This window comes from Neobacillus sp. PVCKKU3 (assembly GCF_058323225.1).
The window spans coordinates 26,015-43,915 of sequence record NZ_JBLVQN010000002.1; the positions used below are offsets into that span (position 1 = coordinate 26,015).

Consider the following 17,901-nt stretch of genomic DNA (forward strand, 5'->3'; position numbering starts at 1 on the left):
ACATGAAAATAGGATTTGTTGGGATTGGAGTAATGGGTTCAAGGATGGTAAAAAGGCTCTTGGATCACGGGTATCAAGTAAGCGTCTATAACCGGACAAAGGAAAAAGTAAAAGCGCTGGTGGAGCATGGCGCCACTCACGAAGAATCCATTTCGTTGCTGGCTCAAAACTGTGAAGTTATTTGTACATGTTTATCAATGCCAGGGGACGTTCTAGAAGTGTATCAAGGAAACGGCGGAATCCTTGAAAATGCCCGGCCTGGTACCATTTGTATCGATTTTACTTCTGTCGGTGCAGATACGAGCAAGACCATCCACGCTCGCGCCATTGAAAAAGGATTGAGTTATCTCGACTGCCCGGTAAGCGGCGGGCCAGAGGGTGCGGAAAGTGGATCTTTGACGATAATGGTGGGGGGCGAACAGGCTGCGTTTGAAAAAATTTTTCCGATATTAGGCGTTGTCGGGGGAACAATTGAACATCTCGGTCAATCAGGCTCTGGCAGCATTGCCAAGCTCATGAATCAATATCTTGTTGCGGTTCATTCCTTGGCAGTTTCTGAAGTGATGGTAACCGGGTCTAAATTTGGCCTTGCCCCAGAGCAGCTTTACAAGATTCTCTCTACGAGCTATGGGGACAGCCGAATTTTGCGGAGACATATGAAGGAGTATGTTTTCGACCGCCAATTTGAACCTGGCGGCGCCGTGAAATATGTTCACAAAGATGTCCGCTTGGCCAATCAGCTTTTGCAAGAGGCTGGGTTGAGGGAATTTACGGGTCAATTGGCGGAGGAGGCCTATCGCTTGTCAACCGAGCAAGGTTTAGGCGATTTGGATATGTCGGCGGTTATTCTGCCGTTGGAGGAGCAATGCGGGGTTGTGGTGAAGAAAAACAGCTAGTGTAATGAACGTAGTAAATAAAACAGATATTGTTTGGGTAGTATTTTACCCGGTGGGATGCTCACGGTAAAAATAGAGGTTCTATTTTACCCGCGTGGTGCCAGTAAACTCGGGAACGGTAAAAATAGGGGTCCCATTTTACCCGCGTGAGCCCCAGAAACCTGTGAACGGTAAAAATAGAGGTTCTATTTTACCCGCGTGGTGCCAGTAAACTCGGGAACGGTAAAAATAGGGGTCCCATTTTACCCGCGTGAGCCCTGGAAACCTGTGAACGGTAAAAATAGAGGTTCTATTTTACCCGCGTGGTGCCAGTAAACACGCGAACGGTAAAAATAAGGGATCCTATTTTACCCGAGTGAGCCCTGGAAACCTGTGAACGGTAAAAATAGAGGTCATATTTTACCCGTGTATTAACCGGGAAGCCACGAACGGTAAAAATAGAAAACCTATTTTGCCCGAACAGGTGTCCAGTAACCCACCAATGGTAAAAATAGTACTCGCTCGATATTATTGAGTGTTCCTAGAAACGATGATATCAGTCAAAAAAAGTGCCAGGTACCACATTATAGTGGCCATCTGGCACTTACAATGATCTAATTATCTTTGCATGTGGACAGTGTTTTGCGAGTACGTCCATAAACTCATCCCTGTCCATAGGTGAAATGAGAACAGTATCATATTGACCGTATGTTATCTCAAGTCTTTTTAAAGACAACGCCGGGCTAGATAAGGGATTCATCGTTTTCCTGACAGATTTTATTGAATAAAAAGGGATAATTTTCTTAAACGGCCCATACCTGACAATTAAGTTTTTATCATCAATAACATAGTAAGTAGTCAGCCACAGCCACACTATAAAAATGGATAATAGAATCGGGATCAGGAGGGCAGCTATTATTTCTCCAACATTTGGGGTGTCTTCAAAAACCGCCACTCCGCTGCTTCCAATTGCAAATATCATGCCCCCAAAAACAATAATTGTTAGCCACCAATCCTTCTTTGAAGAATATTTCATAAAAAACACCACCAATATAAGGTTCTTTATATTTAATACGATTAACTTTTATAAAAGGTTTCCTAAAGTTCTTTAATTGTTAAATATACTGTCCAAAGGCAATAATGATATATTAATCTAAAAGTTATAGTAGATGAGGGAGATCGATGGGTAAAAAAATCAACAGAGTGAATGTGGAGCTTGACGCAAACGGGATTAAGTCTTTACCAGACGATGAGATAAAAACCATTTTGCGTGGAGCTGATGATTTAATCATGAGCGGAGGCCGTGCTCTGCTTGCGAAAATTTTAGCCGGGTCAAAGGACAAAAAAGTGCTTGAGCTGGAATTGGATTACAGCCCTGTGTACGGGGCATTTAAAGGGGTTTCCCAAAAGGACATTCTTGCAAAAATAGATTGGATGATTCTTCATGACTATCTAAACATTGAATATGATTATCGGCTCCCGATGCTCGTCTTTACTGATAAGGGCTGGGAAATTGAACAGGAGACCTATGCCGACGAGTTATTGGAAAAATTGATTGGAGCAGCGGAAAATCAAACCTATGAATTTGTTGAAACCTTAAAAGACCGGAACCGCTCCATGATTCTTTTATTACTAGATAAAATAGCTGCAACTGAAAATCGGGGTTTAATCACAATTCTAGATGCTTGGAAAACAATTGAATACAAAAAAGTCAGCGATAAAATTCAAGAGGTAATCGACGTTTTGGAAAAAGGGGGAGAGAAGTTAGAAGAAACACTAAGTGAAGAAGAGGTGCTTTCTTTTTCCGCTAATAAAAAGTGGCTTTCTATTCCAGTGAAAATTCGCAAAGACCTGGAACGAAATGTTTGGTGCAGTGATTGCTGCGATGTGGTTCAAATCGTAAATTATACCGTAAAGGAGTCATCATCTGGAATCGCCTTGGAAGGAAAATGTAAAAGATGTGGTGGTGACGTGGCCAGATTTATTGAATAACGAAAAAACGGCCAGGATACCTAAACATATCCTGGCATTTCTTGATTCTAATTCTGGTATAGATAATAATCCTGCGAATGATAACTCCTAAATCCGCAAGATTCATAGAGCCCCAGCGCATGGGCGTTCTTAGCTTCGACTTCCAGAAAAATCGGCAAGCCTTTCTGATGTTCCATTTTGACGACCCTTGATAAAGCACGACGTCCTATCCCTTTTCCTCGCAGTTCAGGGAAAATCGCGAAACCGTAAATCCAAGCTTCACCATTCAACTCAGAAACACGCATTTTTCCAGCTATCCTGCCTTCGGCCTCAATAATCAGCCTATCCTCACTGCTAGTTTCCGAGATGATCTGCTGAAATTCACGCGCTTCTTTTTCACTGAACCCAAAGCCTGAAATTTCTAACTGGATTTCAGCCTCCCAATCCTCTTTGCTAGAAGAGGGTCTTACCGTAACAGAAGGATCATCGACTAATTCTGTGTGCTGCCATTTCATCTGATACTCCGCCACCGCAAAGGTACACGGAATCATTTTTAAAAATTCCTTAGCTGATTGAGAGTCTGTTGGAGCATTTAATAAAATTGTGCTCGCACCGTGTTTCTTTGCCTCGATAAGCCCCATTTCCAGCAGTTCCGAAAAAATCCCTCTTCTTCGGTAATCGGGGTGGACCATCCCGCAAAGCTCCACTTTATTTCCAAACCCATAGCTTCCTAGAAAACCAACAAGCTTGCCGTCTTCATAACGAAAGAAATCTTCCTGCCGGTCTGCGCTACGGTTTTCGAGCATATCATCATTAAGCTTTAGGTGGAAACCACCTTCTTTTTCACAAATCTCTTGTAGAGCTTTAATTTCTTTTAATTGTTCCTGTTTTAACATCTTTGTCACCTCAGTTCATAATCCACTATATTTATTCTTGTTCAAATTGAAGTATTCCTTCTTCAAGGACAAGTTTTCACTATTAAGTGATGAAAAAAGTAATCAGATAATTTATAATAAACTGACAAGGGGTGGAAAAAGATGAATAATTTGGGAACAAATCTTCAAGAACAAATACACAAACTTACTGACGAATTAAACCGTACCACCAAATTGGCCAAGATTTTTGAAGATTTTATCGACTCCAGCTACGATCCAATTTTTATTACCGATAAAAACGGTTTTGGTTTTAAAATGAACGAGGCTTATACAAGAGTCACGGGTGCCACAAAAGAACAGCTAATCGGAAAACATATGAACGATTTAAAAGAGAATGGCATCATTTCCGATTCCATCTCCATGCATGTTTTAGAAAAAAAAGAAAGACTCACAATGGTCCAAAAAGTAAATGGGAAAGAACTCTTGGTTACAGGTAACCCCATCTTTGATGAGAATGGGGAAATTTTGTATGTTGTTACTAACCTAAGGGACATCTCCTCTTTAAATCAATTAAAGATCGAACTTAAACAGACCAAGGCGCTTGCGGACCAATATTTGCAAGAATTAGAGTTCTATCAAAAAAAGGAACATATCATCTCACACCAAGGCATTATCGCCAACAGTGATAAAATGTTAAAAGTCATCGATTTAGTGCAAAAAATTGCCCCGGTTCATTCGACGATTTTACTGCTTGGGGAATCAGGGGTCGGGAAGGAAATAATCGCTAATTTAATTCAAAAATTAAGCTCACGTGCCAATCAACCTTTCATCAAAGTGAATTGTGCCGCCATTCCCAAGGATTTGCTTGAATCTGAGTTATTTGGCTATGAAAAAGGAGCCTTTACCGGTGCTGACAGCAGGGGCAGGGCAGGACTATTTGAACAGGCTGACAAAGGCACCATTTTCCTTGATGAAATTGGGGAAATGCCGCTCCATCTTCAGGTCAAGCTTTTAAGGGTCATTCAAGAATTAGAAGTCAGACGGATTGGCGGAGGTCAACCGAAGAAAATTGATATTCGGATTATCTCAGCTACCAATAAAGACCTGGAATCAATGGTAGTCAGAGGGGAGTTTCGCCAAGATTTATACTATCGCTTAAATGTTGTTCCTATTAAAATCCCTTCCTTACGCGAACGGAAAGAGGACATCCCGCTCCTCGCTTTTTATTTTTTAAAGAAATTGAACCAAAAATATAACATGAATAAGCAATTGTCGGATGCGGCTATTACCCAAATGAAGACCTATTCCTGGCCGGGGAACATTCGCGAGATGCAGAATTTGATAGAACGGCTTGTGGTAACTGTCGAATCAGAAATGATAGATACCCGCCATTTTTCTTTCAATCATCAGTATTTGTCCCAATCCTTAACAACTGAAAAGACATTAAAAGAAGTTGTCCAAGACCTTGAAAGAACGATGATCATGGAAGCGATGGTTCAATACCGATCCACCAGGAAAGCGGCAAAGGCCCTCGGTATCAGCCAATCAACATTAGTGAAAAAAATGCAGAGGCTTGGATTTCAGCAAACCGATTACGTTCTTCATCAGTGATTCTGAATAGAATCAATTTTATTGTGCTTTTAGACTATAAAAATAACAATTTTGTGAACATGACAATGTTTTGTGGTTTTGGCATGGAAATTGCATATTAGATAAACGTGTAGAACTATAAAAAAATAGGGAGGAATTCATTAAAAATGAAACGATGGTTGGCAGGAGGGAACAACCCATGACAGATATTATCGGAAATAGAACGATTCCAAAGCTTTTAGAAGAAATGACCGCTCTTTTTCCAAAAAAGACCTTTATCGTATTTGAAGACAAAGATGAACAGACACTTTCTCATACATATGAAGAATTTAGCAGCCGGGTCAGAAGGCTTGCATCTGCTTTACATGCTTATGGTATTAGAAAAGGTGATAAAGTCCTGCTGCACCTGCCTAACAGCATGGACTTTATGATTTCCTGGTTCGCCATTACATCCATTGGCGCAGTTATGGTGCCAACTAATATTCTTTCCACAGTAGATGAAATTGCCTACCTATTGGAACATTCGGAAACAAGGCTTGTCATTACCGAGGATGAATATGTAGAGAAGTTTACTAGTTTCCAAACTCAATTAAATGGTTTGATTTTATCAAGAAGCAAGGGCAGCCAAGAGTATGGGGTAAGTCTTGATGAAGTTATCATGCAGCACGAACCAATGAAGGCGTTTCCTAAGCTCTCAAGTGATGATCTTGCTGCGATATTGTATACATCAGGGACGACATCCAAGCCAAAAGGGGTTCTAATCACTCACGCCAACTATGTGTTTGTCGGAGAAATCATGTCGAGGTCGTTAAGGTTAACTCCTGAAGACCGAGTGATGATTGTACTGCCGATTTTCCATGGAAACGGTCAGTATTATTTGTCGATGCCAGCCCTCACGGTAGGCGCAAGTATTGCGATAACAGAAGCCTTCAGTGCTTCCAGGTATTTTAAGCAGGCGAAACGTCTCGAGGCCACGGTCGGCTCCTTGTTTGCCGCACCAATCAAAATGATTTTGAAGAAAGAATATGATTCGGAAGATGCCAATAATAACCTGCGTTTAATTGTTTTTGCCCAATCAGTTACGAGTGAACAGCTGCGAACCTTTGAGGAAAGGTATCAGGTTCCATTATGCCAGTTGTATGGCATGACCGAAACCGTCGGAACGCCGCTGATCAATCCAATAAATGGCGTACGTGATAATTTAAGTATCGGCCGTCCGAATATTGCCTATAACGTCAAACTGGTAGATGAAAATGGCTGTGAAGTAGGGGACGGTGAAGAAGGGCAAATTGTTGTTTCCGGAATTCCAGGCAGAACGATTATGAAGGGGTATTTTAACAATGAGACAGCCACAAACGAGACATTGCAGGATGGCTGGCTTTATACAGGAGACATGGCCCGTAAGGACCCGGATACGGATTTTTTCTATTTTGTTGACCGGAAGAAGGATATGATTAAACGGGCCGGAGAAAATATCGCAGCCAGCGAAGTGGAGTCTGTTTTGAATCAACATCAGGCTGTGTTTGAAAGCGCTGTCATAGGTGTTCCAGATGAAATGAGAGATGAAGCCATTCACGCCTTTGTTATTTTGAAGGACGACTATGAAACTTCCGCGCAGGAATTAATTGATTACTGTAAAAATAAACTGGCCAAATTTAAGGTTCCTGAATCCGTTCAGATTCTTTCAGAGTTTCCGAGAACCTCGGTTGGGAAAATTCAAAAGCATCTATTAAAAAATTATATTGGTAAAAGGGAGGAAATAAAATGAAACCAAACCTGCAAAATGAATCGCCAAAGTCTTCGTTAAATAACCAAAATAATATTGTAGCAAAGGTTGGACTTTTCTTTGCTAAGATTGCAGAAAGATGGCTGCCGGATGCCTTCGTTTTTGCTGTTTTGCTTACGGTGATCACGTTTCTTGGAGGAATGTTCATCACAGATAAGTCACCTGTGGACATGGCCATTTATTGGGGAGACGGCTTTTGGGGACTGTTAACCTTTACCGCGCAAATCATCACAACATTCATCATGAGTTACGCTTTAGCTTTAACAAAACCAGTTTCTAAAACACTTGAATCAATCGCCGGAATTTGTAAAACACCAACTTCTGCTATTTTACTAGTGACCTTTACGTCGCTTTTTGCCTCACTAATCAGCTGGGCATTTGGACTTGTGGTCGCCGGCATTATCGCGAAGCTAGTGGCGAAAAAGGTACGGGATGTGGATTACCGAGTCCTAGTTGCCGCTGGATATTCAGGATTTGTCATCTGGGAGGGCGGCCTTTCTTCCTCACCGGCTTTGTTCGTAGCGACAAAAGATCATGTTTTTCAAGATAAAATTGGCATCATTCCAACATCTGAGACGCTTTTTTCACCTTTAAATTTGGCCATCGTCATCATCACCTTCTTCACTTTGCCATTCATCATGAAACTAGTCCATCCAAAAAGAAAAGAAGACCGCTTTATTATTGATCAAAAACTGTTGGAAGACAAAATTGAAGTGGACACTAAAGATTCTGATACCAATTATCTCAATGATAAATTAGAAAAAAGCAGACTTATCACCGTTTTCGGAGGGCTTCTAGGATTATCTTACTTAATCAATCACTTTGTGAAAAATGGCTTCTCACTGGATTTAAATACGGTCAACCTCATCTTCTTAACGTTTGCTCTATTATTATATGGAAACGTCCGCGATCTTGGAAAAGGGATATTAAAGGCGTCCGGCAGCGTCGGCCAATTTGCCTTGCAATATCCGTTCTATGCTGGAATCATGGGGATGATGGGTGCTTCAGGGTTGGCGTTATGGATTTCCGATTTATTCACGGATATTTCTACAAGCAATACATTGCCGTTATTCACATTTTGGGCGGCGGGACTGCTGAACATGTTTATTCCATCTGGAGGCGGCCAATGGGCCGTTCAGGCACCAATGATTATACCGGCTGCTCTTGAAATGGGGGTAGAACCGGCAAAAGTGGTCATGGCCGTTGCTTGGGGCGATGCCTGGACCAACATGATTCAGCCATTCTGGGCCATCCCGCTTTTAGCTATCGCAGGCCTCAAAATCCGCGACATCATGGGCTTCACCGTTATCACACTTGTTTATACGGGAATCATTATCTCAGTTTGTATGTATATTTTTTAAAAAGTAAAGTAAGTGCCGGGCATCATTCATTGACAGGTGCCTGGCACTTTTCGTTTTGTAATATAATAAAAGTTCTAAACATACACTTTTCCTAGGAAAACATTATGTTTTCAGGGGTGATGGAAACATGCAATTCGAAATGCAAAAAGCGATCATGCTCGCTGAAAATATAAATAACTTTATTAAATTTGTCCATAAGACCCACGCAATAAAAAATAGTGTTTATGTAAATGTGGATAAGGTATATCAAATGAAACTAATCATGGAGGAGTTTCAGTATCAAATCATCGCAGATGAACTTATTAGGATTAATCGATTTTCCTGGGATGGAAAATACACCCATTATTTAGTGAACCGGTTTCAAGAAGGGCACGACATTATAGAAGAGTATGTAAAAAATAACTACGATGATTTATTTATTTTTTCGGGAAGACTCTATACGCTAAAAAATCTCGCCTTATCATTCAGCAAAAAGAAACGTTGTTAACAGTTGTTCTTAATAATTTCAAAAATTGAATGGCTTTTCAAAAGGATTTTCACCCTCCAACATCGAATACTGTATAGTAACAACCTAAGTTAGGAGTGGGGAAAATGAAAATTAAAGTCGTCATGGATTCTGGGAAAGAATATGTCATTAGCGAAAAGGATTATTCATTAAAAGACTTCACTCGAACTTTTTATACTGATTCAGCAAATGGTGACAGAACCTTGCATAACACGCTCGTATATTTAGACAGAGACGAGAAAATTGTCATCAATCCTACACGGATTTCCTCTGTGGAGGTAATTGAAAAATAACATTGGGCGCATCCTTCGAGGATGCTTTTTTATTTTTAGACAAAATTTTATCCTTGTCCCAATTGAATGTTATAATAATAGAAAAAGTATTTTTGGAGGAAACAAGGTGCCTTATCAATTAAATAAAGACTTCAAAATGTTTACCTTAAATTCAAACCGCAAGCTGGCAGAAGAAATGGCTGAACTTTTAGGCTGCACGTTAGGCCGTAGCTCCGTGAAGCAATTTAGCGATGGTGAAATTCAAATTAGCATAGAAGAAAGTGTTCGCGGAAGTGAAGTCTTCTTAGTCCAATCTACTTCACATCCAACGAATGTACATATTATGGAGCTTCTTATCATGATTGATGCCTTGAAACGAGCTTCTGCAAAAGTGATTAACATTGTTGTGCCATATTACAGCTATGCCCGCCAAGACAGGAAAGCAAGATCGCGGGAACCGATTACAGCAAAACTCGTCGCGAATCTTTTGGTTTCAGCGGGTGCCAGCAGGATTATTACGATGGATTTCCATTCCCCGCAGGTTCAAGGTTTTTTTGATATACCTGTAGAGCATTTAACCGGGATTCCGATTCTTTCTAAGTATTTTGAAGAAAAAGGATTAGAAGATATTGTTGTGGTTGCACCGCATAATGGCGGGGTGGTCAGAGCAAGAAAAATGGCCAGCCTGTTAAATGCCCCGATTGCCCTGATTGACCGGCGCCGCCCTGAGCACGATACATCTGATATTATGAACATTATTGGTAACATTCAAGGAAAGAATGCAATTATTGTGGATGATCTCATTGATACAGCTGGGACCATTACAACCGGAGCTAATGCCATGATGGAAAAAGGGGCAAAGGCTGTCTATGCCTGCTGCACACACCCGCTGCTTTCTGGCCCGGCTGTCAGCAGAATCGAATCATCCTCGATTAAAGAATTGGTGGTAACAAATACAATTTCCATTCCTGAAGAAAAGAGAAGCGGTAAAATGACAATATTATCCGTCGCTCCATTGCTAGTTGAAGCTATCGATCGGGTTCACAACAAAAAGGCGGTCAGCCCATTATTTGAATAACCTTTTACCAAAAAAATCCACCCGTGGCCCAGTGCTAGGGTGGATTGTTCATTTTTGGGGTAGTAAAAAATGGCTTACTGTCGGATAATAGGTGCCCACTATCGCATAACCTCCACCAACTGTCGTAAAGCCTATTTTTCGATCCACCTTCCTAATGGCTTGTAAATCCAGTCAATCATTTGAGTGGGGCCTGGCATTTCTGGGAAAAAAATAAGTAAAACAGATAGAAACAATCCAAGGAAGGTTAGTGATAGAAATGCAGCTTTTTCTTTCTTTTGATGCTTTTTTAGTTTTGGCCATTGAAAAAGAAACATGGAGATGGCAATGAATAAACTGGTTATCACCAGACCCCATTTCATAATTTCACCCCTTTTTCTCCTGTAAGTGTGTTTTAAGAAGTTAGGCCCTGCCTGCGAATATGGCATTTTGTATCAAATTTTAATTCAACATTGGGATAGATTTCATTCCAGCGATTTTTTTTCTTATTCCATACATCGGGATATTTACGGTGAAAGGCTTCAGCAAATCCAAAAATATCTGCTTTCATCTCCTCTTGCACTTGAGTCCTGGCCTGTTTTATTCTTTTTTCTATCTCACTGGCTAATAGCGGTTCAAGAGATTTTACAACAACTGGATTCGATACATCTAAGTTTGTTGTATTTTGAACGATATCACTGGCAGATACTGATTTAAGAGTGATTGTCCAATTGCCATTCTGTATTTTCGGTACCAGCTTTGATTGTGCTTGCAGCACATTGACTGAGATATAACCATCAGTTTTTGGAGGCTTAATCGTAATCACTCCTAACTGAATCTCATCTCTTAGCCAAAGCACGCCCCTTGTAACGGAATCGTCAATAATTCCTATCATTTTATCCTTTTTGAAAATGGCGGTCCCTGTGATGTAAGCAATGGTCTGTTGAGGTTTTTCCTTATTTTCAGGGGGGAGGATGGTAATCCAAGGCAGAGCACAATCGCCTGAATCCCCCATCAGCATTTGCGTAAATTTTTTGGTGGTAATGTTTAATCCCAACTTATGCTGGCTTAGTTCCTTCAAAACCTCGGACAAATCACGTTCGAGCGGGGGCATAAGTTTTAGCACCTTTTGAGCCTTTTGGCTGCTGATAAAAATTTGCCCTCGTTCCCGAAGCGTTGGATGCCGCATGATAAAGTCAACGTGTTCGGCAATTCCTTTTTTCGCAAGTACTTCGTGAAAGATAAAAACATCAGTGTGCCCCCAAAAGATTTTCCGGGGCAGTTTTTCCTGAAGTTTGGCCATCGCATCTGCAACGGTTTTCCCCACGGCCGATCTTACCAGAGTATCACTCGCTCCACTGTTGCTGCTCTCCATCGCCTGATTACTACTGCCGCCACCCTTTGGAATAAAGACAAGAACGGTCAGTTCAATTTTATCATCTGCAAATTTATCAAAACCTGCCGCCGTTATTAAGGCTAAATCATTTACTTCATTCCTGTCCCAGCAGCCAGAGAGCAAAATGACTGAACAAATAAGAATAAAATAGAGCAGTCCTTTTTCACTGATTGACCGGTGTTTCATTCTGCTTGTTTCCTTTCCGCTGTCCGAGTTTTTTTCGAATGAATGCAGTCATCAGCAGGATAACTGGAAGAATTACCTGAATGGATAAAATATAAATTGCCCCCGATGTTGCAAGAAAATGGGATAATTCCTGAAGATCCCGTGCTGCCCAAAGCCCTTGTAAGAGAATTAAGAAACCAATCGGCAGCACGATTGGGCGGTAATCTGATAGCTTAAGCCACTGGGCGGTGCCTAGAGCAAGTGCATAATAAAAAACCGTAATTTTGATAAAGGTCCCGGCAATCCAAATCGCCATTACAATCGATTCCAAATGTTCCAAGAAATCAGCGATACTAATGTAACGGGCTGCCACCATCACAGGGTAGGTGAGGGAAGCGGTCAAATTTCCAAACAATAAGAGAGTCATGATATTGGTAAGAACCATTAGAAACAAGACGATGAAAACCGCTATCAATCCCCATTTAAACCCTTTTTTCTGATTTGTCACATATGGCAATAAAAAAGAGACCAGGATGAACTCACTGTACCAACTTTGCGGGACAATCGACCCCATTAAAGAAGGCATAATCCCTTTTTCCATAATGGGAAACAGATTTTTCAGTTCCAAATCTTTGATCAGCAGAATGAAAAGCAAGATGTAGAGAAGAACCACGACGGGAACGATGATTTCGGAGGCTCTACCCATCACTTCCAGACCGCCAAGAACTGCAAACGAACAAACAACTACCATGGTTCCGATTATAACGCCCATTGGGGTATGGAACAGTGCGGCGCCGGATACAAACTCGCCGTATTCCCGCACGATAATACCTGTTATGTGCAAATAGAAAAATAGAAAAATGCCCCCAACCAATTTTCCGAATATTTTACCAAGAACATGTTCGCTATATTCAATAATGGTTTTTCCAGGAAAAAGTTTATTCAATTGATAGGATAAAAACACAACGAAAAAACCGGTTACTGACGCCCATATTGGCGACAGCCATAAATCATGATGGGCGTGTTTGGCGGTTATCGACGGCACCAACAGAAGCACAGTTGCGATGATAGCCGGGATCATTAGCAAGGCCATTTGAACCGGCGAAATTTTACCTTGTTCCAGCATGGTAAGTCAGCTCCTATTCCTTTCCTTTTAGAGGAGAAGGATGTTGTCCATTTGGCTGTCGGACTTTATTATAATCATCTGTCCAATGGGGCCGCTTCTTAAAAGACCACCAGGGCGCTCTGATGATGGAGTCCTTCAACTCTGACTTTCTTATCGGTGCCAAAGGCTGAAGATAGGGAACCCCAAAGGAACGAAGTGTACACATATGAACAATGATCGTAAGAAGTCCGAGCATAATGCCAACTAGCCCCAATGTCCCGGCCAGAAACATAATGGGGAACCGAAGTATCCGAAGGACAATCGATGCGCTGTAACGCGGGATTAGGAAGGAAGCAATCCCGGTAATCGCTACGGCCATGACCATTGGCGCCGAAACCAAGCCCGCCGAAACAGCCGCTTGACCAATGACCAGAGCACCGACAATGCTAACCGCTGAACCAATGTTCTTGGGCAAGCGGATACCAGCCTCTCGTAGGGCCTCGAATGAAACTTCCATGATCAATGCTTCAACGAGTGCCGGGAAAGGGATTTGTTCCCGGGATTTTGCTACGCTGATTAATAGGGTGGTGGGAATCATTTCCTGATGGTATGTCAGGATAGCAACGTAAACGGATGGTAACAGCAAGGCCACCAGCAAAAAGACATAACGAAGCCACCGAATCAGTGTTCCAATGATAAACCCTTCATAATAATCCTCTGGTGACTGCAGCAGGGAGTAAAAGGTCGTTGGGGCAATCAGGGCGAAGGGAGTCCCATCGGTTAAGATGACCACGTTACCTTCCAGTAAGCTTGCAGCTGCAATATCCGGACGCTCAGTATTTAAAATTAAAGGAAAAGGGGAGTAAGGATGATCCTTGATAAACTCCTCGATATATCCACTCTCGAGAATGCCGTCAATATCAATCCGATTTAAACGGTTTTGAACCTCCTGTATGAGCGTTTGATCGGCAATACCTTCAATGTACATGATGACGACTTGTGTTTGGCTATAGCGTCCTAATTGAAGGGATTTTATTTTCAATTTAGGACTCCTGATTTTCCTGCGCAGCAGGACAATATTTGTGCTTATCGTTTCAATAAAGCCATCTCTCGGACCTCGGACCACAGTTTCTGCAGTTGGTTCTTGAAGTGAACGTTTTTCCCATTGAGGAATTCCGGCCGAAATTCCTTTTGATTGATGATCTATTAAAATGATCGGATTTCCTATTGAAATCTCATTAACCACATCGTCATAGGTCTGTATTTCTTTTATGTTAGAAACCGTTAGGGTCTTTTCAATCAGGGCATTGATATCCGGTTCTTTTTCTAGGTCTATACGCATTAACGGTGTTAAAAGGTTATTATCGATTTCTTCGACGTTTGACATGCCGTCAACATAAATAAGAACAGCTTTTGATTCATTTCCAATTAAAAAATGACGAAACTTTATATCGGCACAATCCGCATAGATTGATTCCAACTTTTGGACATTATCGTCTAAATGGGCAGATAGCTGATCCTTACTTAAAAGCACTTGTTGTTCATTTAGAACCATTTTACTTTTCTCATTTATAATTTCTGATAATAATTTCCTTTTACGGAATTTCATGTATCATTTCCCCTGTATATTTAAGTGCTCTTGCCAATATTCCACATTTTCTCAATGTTAGTATGATTTGGTGTCCCAGATTTTATGCAGACAGGACAGGCGTATGTAGTTTAAGAGTTGGAATAAAAGGTGTTATAGTTGACAGAAAATTCATTAAAGTATTATTATTTATATTGAACGTTCATTATAAATAAAAAAGGGGGTGCAATTGTGCCAAAAGTAGGAATGGAAGACATCAGGAAAGAGCAAGTAATTGTGGCCGCGAAAAATTGTATCATTTCAAAGGGGCTTTCAAATTTGTCCATGAAAGATATAGCCGAGGAAGCCGGTATCAGCACGGGGATTATTTATCATTATTTTAAAAGCAAGGAAGATTTGCTTATGCAGGTTCTCAAGGTTTCATTTCGCCGGTCCCATGAAAAGGTAATGGAAACAGTTGAACCGCTGCAAAATCCGGAAGACAAATTGATGAAGCATTTGGAAAATATTAATGTGGTTTCAAAAGAAAATCCTGAATACATGGCCGTTTTTTTAAATTATTTGGGCGAGGCAAATCATAATCCGCAAATCCGTAAAATTATTAATAAGTTTTTTAACAACCTAGTAGAGTATACCCAGCAATATTTAGGTGATGTATCCAATAAGGGAACGCAGTTAAAAAACTTACCTGTCATGATTATCGCAATGGGTATCGGCCTGGGGACGATGTGGACAATGAATAATCAATTATATGACATGGACGAGATGGAACTAAACTTTAAAGATTTAATTTCTAGTTATTTAAACGGGAGAGTAGGAGGCAGTCAAGAATGAATGTGATTATGGAGAAAAAGGGGAAGGTCTGTACGATTACGATTAACCGACCTGAAGTGAGAAATGCTGTTGATCGAAGGACCGCTAAGGAGCTGGCGGATGCATTTAGAGAATTTGAAAATGACGATACATTAAGGGTTGCTGTTCTGCATGGTGCAGGCGGAACCTTTTGTGCAGGGGCCGATTTGAAGGCGCTTTCTAAAGATGAAGGAAATGAAATGAACCTTGACATGTTAAAGGATGGTCCAATGGGACCTAGCAGAATGCACTTATCCAAACCGGTAATTGCTGCAGTATCAGGTTACGCGGTTGCTGGCGGTATAGAGCTTGCCCTTTGGTGTGATCTGAGGGTGATGGAACGAGATGCAGTCATGGGTGTGTTTTGCCGGAGATTTGGTGTTCCGCTTGTGGATGGCGGAACGCAAAGACTTCCAAGGTTAATCGGTATGAGCCGAGCATTGGACTTGATTTTAACTGGCCGGCCTGTACACGCAGAAGAGGCGCTGATGATTGGTTTAGCAAACCGTGTCGTTGAAACAGGGACAGCTAAGGAAGAGGCGGAAAAACTTGCTGCAGAAATTACCGAGTTTCCACAAGCTTGCATGATTAGTGACCGGGAAGCAGTCTATCGGGGCTTTGATCAGGACTTTGATAAGGCCATGCAGTTGGAGTTCTTGTTAGGGGTGAATGTCGTTAATAGTGGGGAAACGAGAGAAGGTGCCACCCGTTTTTCAAAAGGGCAGGGCAGGCACGGAGAATTCGGACTGAACTTGAAATAGACGGGTAATGGATCTAATTCGTAATTGAATGATAGAAATATATTCTTATTGGGGGAGGAATCGTTAGTGAATGTAGCTGAATTAATCAAAAGAGGTGCCGTTTATTTCCCTAATCATACAGGAGTTATTTTTCAAGGGCAAAAATTAACGTTCGATCAAGTTTATCGGAATAGCAATCGCTTAGCCAATGCCCTGTTGAGCCTTGGTCTCAAAAAAGGGGACCGGGTGGCATTTTTGCTGGCAAATTCCCTTCAAAGTGTTGAAATTGATTTTGCACTTCTCCTTACTGGGATTATCAGAGTCCCACTTAATACAAGATTATCAGAGAATGAACATATTCATATGATTAAGGAGACCGGTGCCAGTGCGCTTTTATATACAGAGGAATTTAATGAACGAGCCGCACAAATAAAAATTCATTGTGAAAATCTCCGTTACTTCTGCCAAATGAATGGTTCCACAAGAGAACCATGGATGATTAATATGGCAGAATTTATTAAAGGTGTTTCCGAAGAGGAACCGTCAGTGAAAGTACATGAATCCGATATTGCCACTATTCAATATACTTCAGGAACAACTGGTACACTTAAAGCAGCCGTTCATACTCAAGAAATTTGGACAGCTATTAGCAATAATATCTTATCATCATTAGATATCCACGAAGGAGATACAATGCTTCACGCGGCGCCATTGACCCATGCGTCAGGTACGTTGGTGCTTCCGCATTGGGTATCAGGTGCAGCAAATTCCATTCTGTCAGGCTTCAATCCCGAACAATATCTTCAAACCATACACCATGAAAAACCTACCACATTGAATTTAGTTCCAACCATGATTGTCATGCTATTGTCCCAGCCTAATGTCGAACAGTATTCCTTTGAATCCGTTAGAAATATTATATATGGTGCGTCACCGATGCCTCGTGAAGCTTTGCGGCGCGGACTCGCCTTATGGGGCCCAAAATTTGTTCAATACTACGGCCAAACGGAGGCACCGCTGATTCTTTCCATTTTAAACAAACAGGACCATACCATTGGTGGAGAGGAAGGCGAAGAAAGATTGCTGTCCTGTGGCCGACCCGTTCCGACTGCATCTATTAAAATAGTTGATGAATTCGGTGAGGAGCGCCAAGCTGGGGAAATTGGCGAGATTGCTGTAAAATCCAGTCAAGCTATGCTTGGTTATTGGAATGAACCTGTGTTAACAGATGAAACGATAAAAGATGGCTGGGTACATACCCGGGATATGGGATATCTCGATAAAAAAGGTTATTTATTCTTGGTTGACCGTAAATCAGATATGATCATTTCAGGTGGTTTTAACGTGTATCCGCGGGAAGTGGAGGAAATCCTTTATCAGCATCCGGCGGTCATGGAAGCCGCTGTAGTTGGTGTTCCGGATGAAAAATGGGTAGAAACAGTGAAGGCATATGTCGTTCTCAAAGACGGCCAAACAGTATCTGAAGAAGAACTTATCATATTTTGTAAAGAGAAGTTAGCTTCATATAAAAAGCCTTCTTCTATTGAATTCATTGAATCCTTGCCAAAAAGTCCGGTAGGAAAAGTAGTCCGCCGCCTATTAAGGGACCCACACTGGGAAGGGAAAGAAAGGAAAATCTAGTCAATCGAAAATAAAAGATAGCTGAGTAACCCACCCTTTTTGTCTATGAGGGTGGGTTTTGTTTTCTAAAAAGCTGACGTCTTAAGGGAACTGTTTATATTATTATACCATTCGCTAATAGAAGA

The 17,901-nt window shown here is 41.3% G+C and carries 17 protein-coding genes; 11 read left to right on the forward strand and 6 right to left on the reverse strand.

All coding sequences use genetic code 11. The features are described from left to right. Positions 1-2 precede the first annotated feature (2 nt). Positions 3-896 carry an NAD(P)-dependent oxidoreductase gene (locus ACNQGS_RS01770; protein ID WP_491485843.1) on the forward strand — a complete coding sequence of 298 codons (894 nt, stop codon included), beginning with the start codon at positions 3-5 and terminating at the stop codon, positions 894-896. Between the two features lie 583 nt (positions 897-1,479). Here the strand turns inward: ACNQGS_RS01770 and ACNQGS_RS01775 are convergent. Beyond that, on the reverse strand, positions 1,480-1,911 hold the full coding sequence (locus ACNQGS_RS01775) for a PH domain-containing protein (RefSeq protein WP_491485844.1): 432 nt from the start codon (positions 1,909-1,911) through the stop codon (positions 1,480-1,482). A 146-nt stretch (positions 1,912-2,057) separates the two neighbouring features. Here ACNQGS_RS01775 and ACNQGS_RS01780 point away from each other — a divergent pair, with 146 nt between their 5' ends. Further along, positions 2,058-2,867, forward strand: a complete 810-nt coding sequence (locus ACNQGS_RS01780) for an RQC-minor-1 family DNA-binding protein (RefSeq protein WP_491485845.1) — start codon at positions 2,058-2,060, stop codon at positions 2,865-2,867. A gap of 47 nt (positions 2,868-2,914) precedes the next feature. Here ACNQGS_RS01780 and ACNQGS_RS01785 read toward each other — a convergent pair whose 3' ends face one another. After that, on the reverse strand, positions 2,915-3,742 hold the full coding sequence (locus tag ACNQGS_RS01785; protein ID WP_491485846.1) for a GNAT family N-acetyltransferase: 828 nt from the start codon (positions 3,740-3,742) through the stop codon (positions 2,915-2,917). Positions 3,743-3,883: 141 nt separating this feature from the next. On the opposite strand from ACNQGS_RS01785, the gene ACNQGS_RS01790 reads away from it, so the two are divergent. From ACNQGS_RS01790 to ACNQGS_RS01815, 6 genes are all read left to right on the forward strand, one after another. Then, on the forward strand, positions 3,884-5,332 hold the full coding sequence (locus tag ACNQGS_RS01790; protein ID WP_491485847.1) for a sigma-54 interaction domain-containing protein: 1,449 nt from the start codon (positions 3,884-3,886) through the stop codon (positions 5,330-5,332). A gap of 178 nt (positions 5,333-5,510) precedes the next feature. Then, entirely contained in the window at positions 5,511-7,079 is a 1,569-nt protein-coding gene (locus ACNQGS_RS01795) for an AMP-binding protein (protein ID WP_491485848.1), read from the forward strand. Then, positions 7,076-8,458: a short-chain fatty acid transporter gene (locus ACNQGS_RS01800; RefSeq protein ID WP_491485849.1), complete on the forward strand. Its 1,383-nt coding sequence runs from the start codon at positions 7,076-7,078 to the stop codon at positions 8,456-8,458. The genes ACNQGS_RS01795 and ACNQGS_RS01800 overlap by 4 nt, the downstream gene beginning before the upstream one ends. 127 nt (positions 8,459-8,585) lie before the next feature. Then, complete coding sequence (locus ACNQGS_RS01805) at positions 8,586-8,945, forward strand: hypothetical protein (protein WP_491485850.1); 360 nt, start codon at positions 8,586-8,588, stop codon at positions 8,943-8,945. 104 nt (positions 8,946-9,049) lie between these two features. Next, positions 9,050-9,256 (forward strand): hypothetical protein, encoded by a 207-nt coding sequence (locus ACNQGS_RS01810; protein WP_491485851.1) that lies wholly within the window; start codon positions 9,050-9,052, stop codon positions 9,254-9,256. Between the two features lie 106 nt (positions 9,257-9,362). Next, positions 9,363-10,313: a ribose-phosphate diphosphokinase gene (locus ACNQGS_RS01815; protein WP_491485852.1), complete on the forward strand. Its 951-nt coding sequence runs from the start codon at positions 9,363-9,365 to the stop codon at positions 10,311-10,313. 131 nt (positions 10,314-10,444) lie between these two features. On the opposite strand, the gene ACNQGS_RS01820 is transcribed toward ACNQGS_RS01815, so the two are convergent. From ACNQGS_RS01820 to ACNQGS_RS01835, 4 genes are read right to left on the reverse strand one after another with little or no spacing between them, the layout of a single operon-like run. Then, on the reverse strand, positions 10,445-10,672 hold the full coding sequence (locus ACNQGS_RS01820; protein WP_491485853.1) for a hypothetical protein: 228 nt from the start codon (positions 10,670-10,672) through the stop codon (positions 10,445-10,447). Positions 10,673-10,704: 32 nt separating this feature from the next. After that, positions 10,705-11,871 carry a Ger(x)C family spore germination protein gene (locus ACNQGS_RS01825; protein ID WP_491485854.1) on the reverse strand — a complete coding sequence of 389 codons (1,167 nt, stop codon included), beginning with the start codon at positions 11,869-11,871 and terminating at the stop codon, positions 10,705-10,707. Beyond that, on the reverse strand, positions 11,849-12,976 hold the full coding sequence (locus tag ACNQGS_RS01830; RefSeq protein ID WP_491485855.1) for a GerAB/ArcD/ProY family transporter: 1,128 nt from the start codon (positions 12,974-12,976) through the stop codon (positions 11,849-11,851). The genes ACNQGS_RS01825 and ACNQGS_RS01830 overlap by 23 nt, the downstream gene beginning before the upstream one ends. Before the next feature lie 13 nt (positions 12,977-12,989). Then, positions 12,990-14,564 carry a spore germination protein gene (locus tag ACNQGS_RS01835; RefSeq protein ID WP_491485856.1) on the reverse strand — a complete coding sequence of 525 codons (1,575 nt, stop codon included), beginning with the start codon at positions 14,562-14,564 and terminating at the stop codon, positions 12,990-12,992. Positions 14,565-14,774: 210 nt separating this feature from the next. On the opposite strand from ACNQGS_RS01835, the gene ACNQGS_RS01840 reads away from it, so the two are divergent. From ACNQGS_RS01840 to ACNQGS_RS01850, 3 genes are all read left to right on the forward strand, one after another. Continuing rightward, positions 14,775-15,377, forward strand: coding sequence for a TetR/AcrR family transcriptional regulator (locus tag ACNQGS_RS01840; RefSeq protein ID WP_491485857.1), 603 nt, complete (start codon positions 14,775-14,777; stop codon positions 15,375-15,377). After that, positions 15,374-16,156: a crotonase/enoyl-CoA hydratase family protein gene (locus ACNQGS_RS01845; RefSeq protein WP_491485858.1), complete on the forward strand. Its 783-nt coding sequence runs from the start codon at positions 15,374-15,376 to the stop codon at positions 16,154-16,156. Before ACNQGS_RS01840 ends, ACNQGS_RS01845 begins: the two co-directional genes overlap by 4 nt. A 66-nt stretch (positions 16,157-16,222) precedes the next feature. Beyond that, complete coding sequence (locus ACNQGS_RS01850) at positions 16,223-17,776, forward strand: class I adenylate-forming enzyme family protein (protein ID WP_491485859.1); 1,554 nt, start codon at positions 16,223-16,225, stop codon at positions 17,774-17,776. Positions 17,777-17,901: the final 125 nt, after the last annotated feature.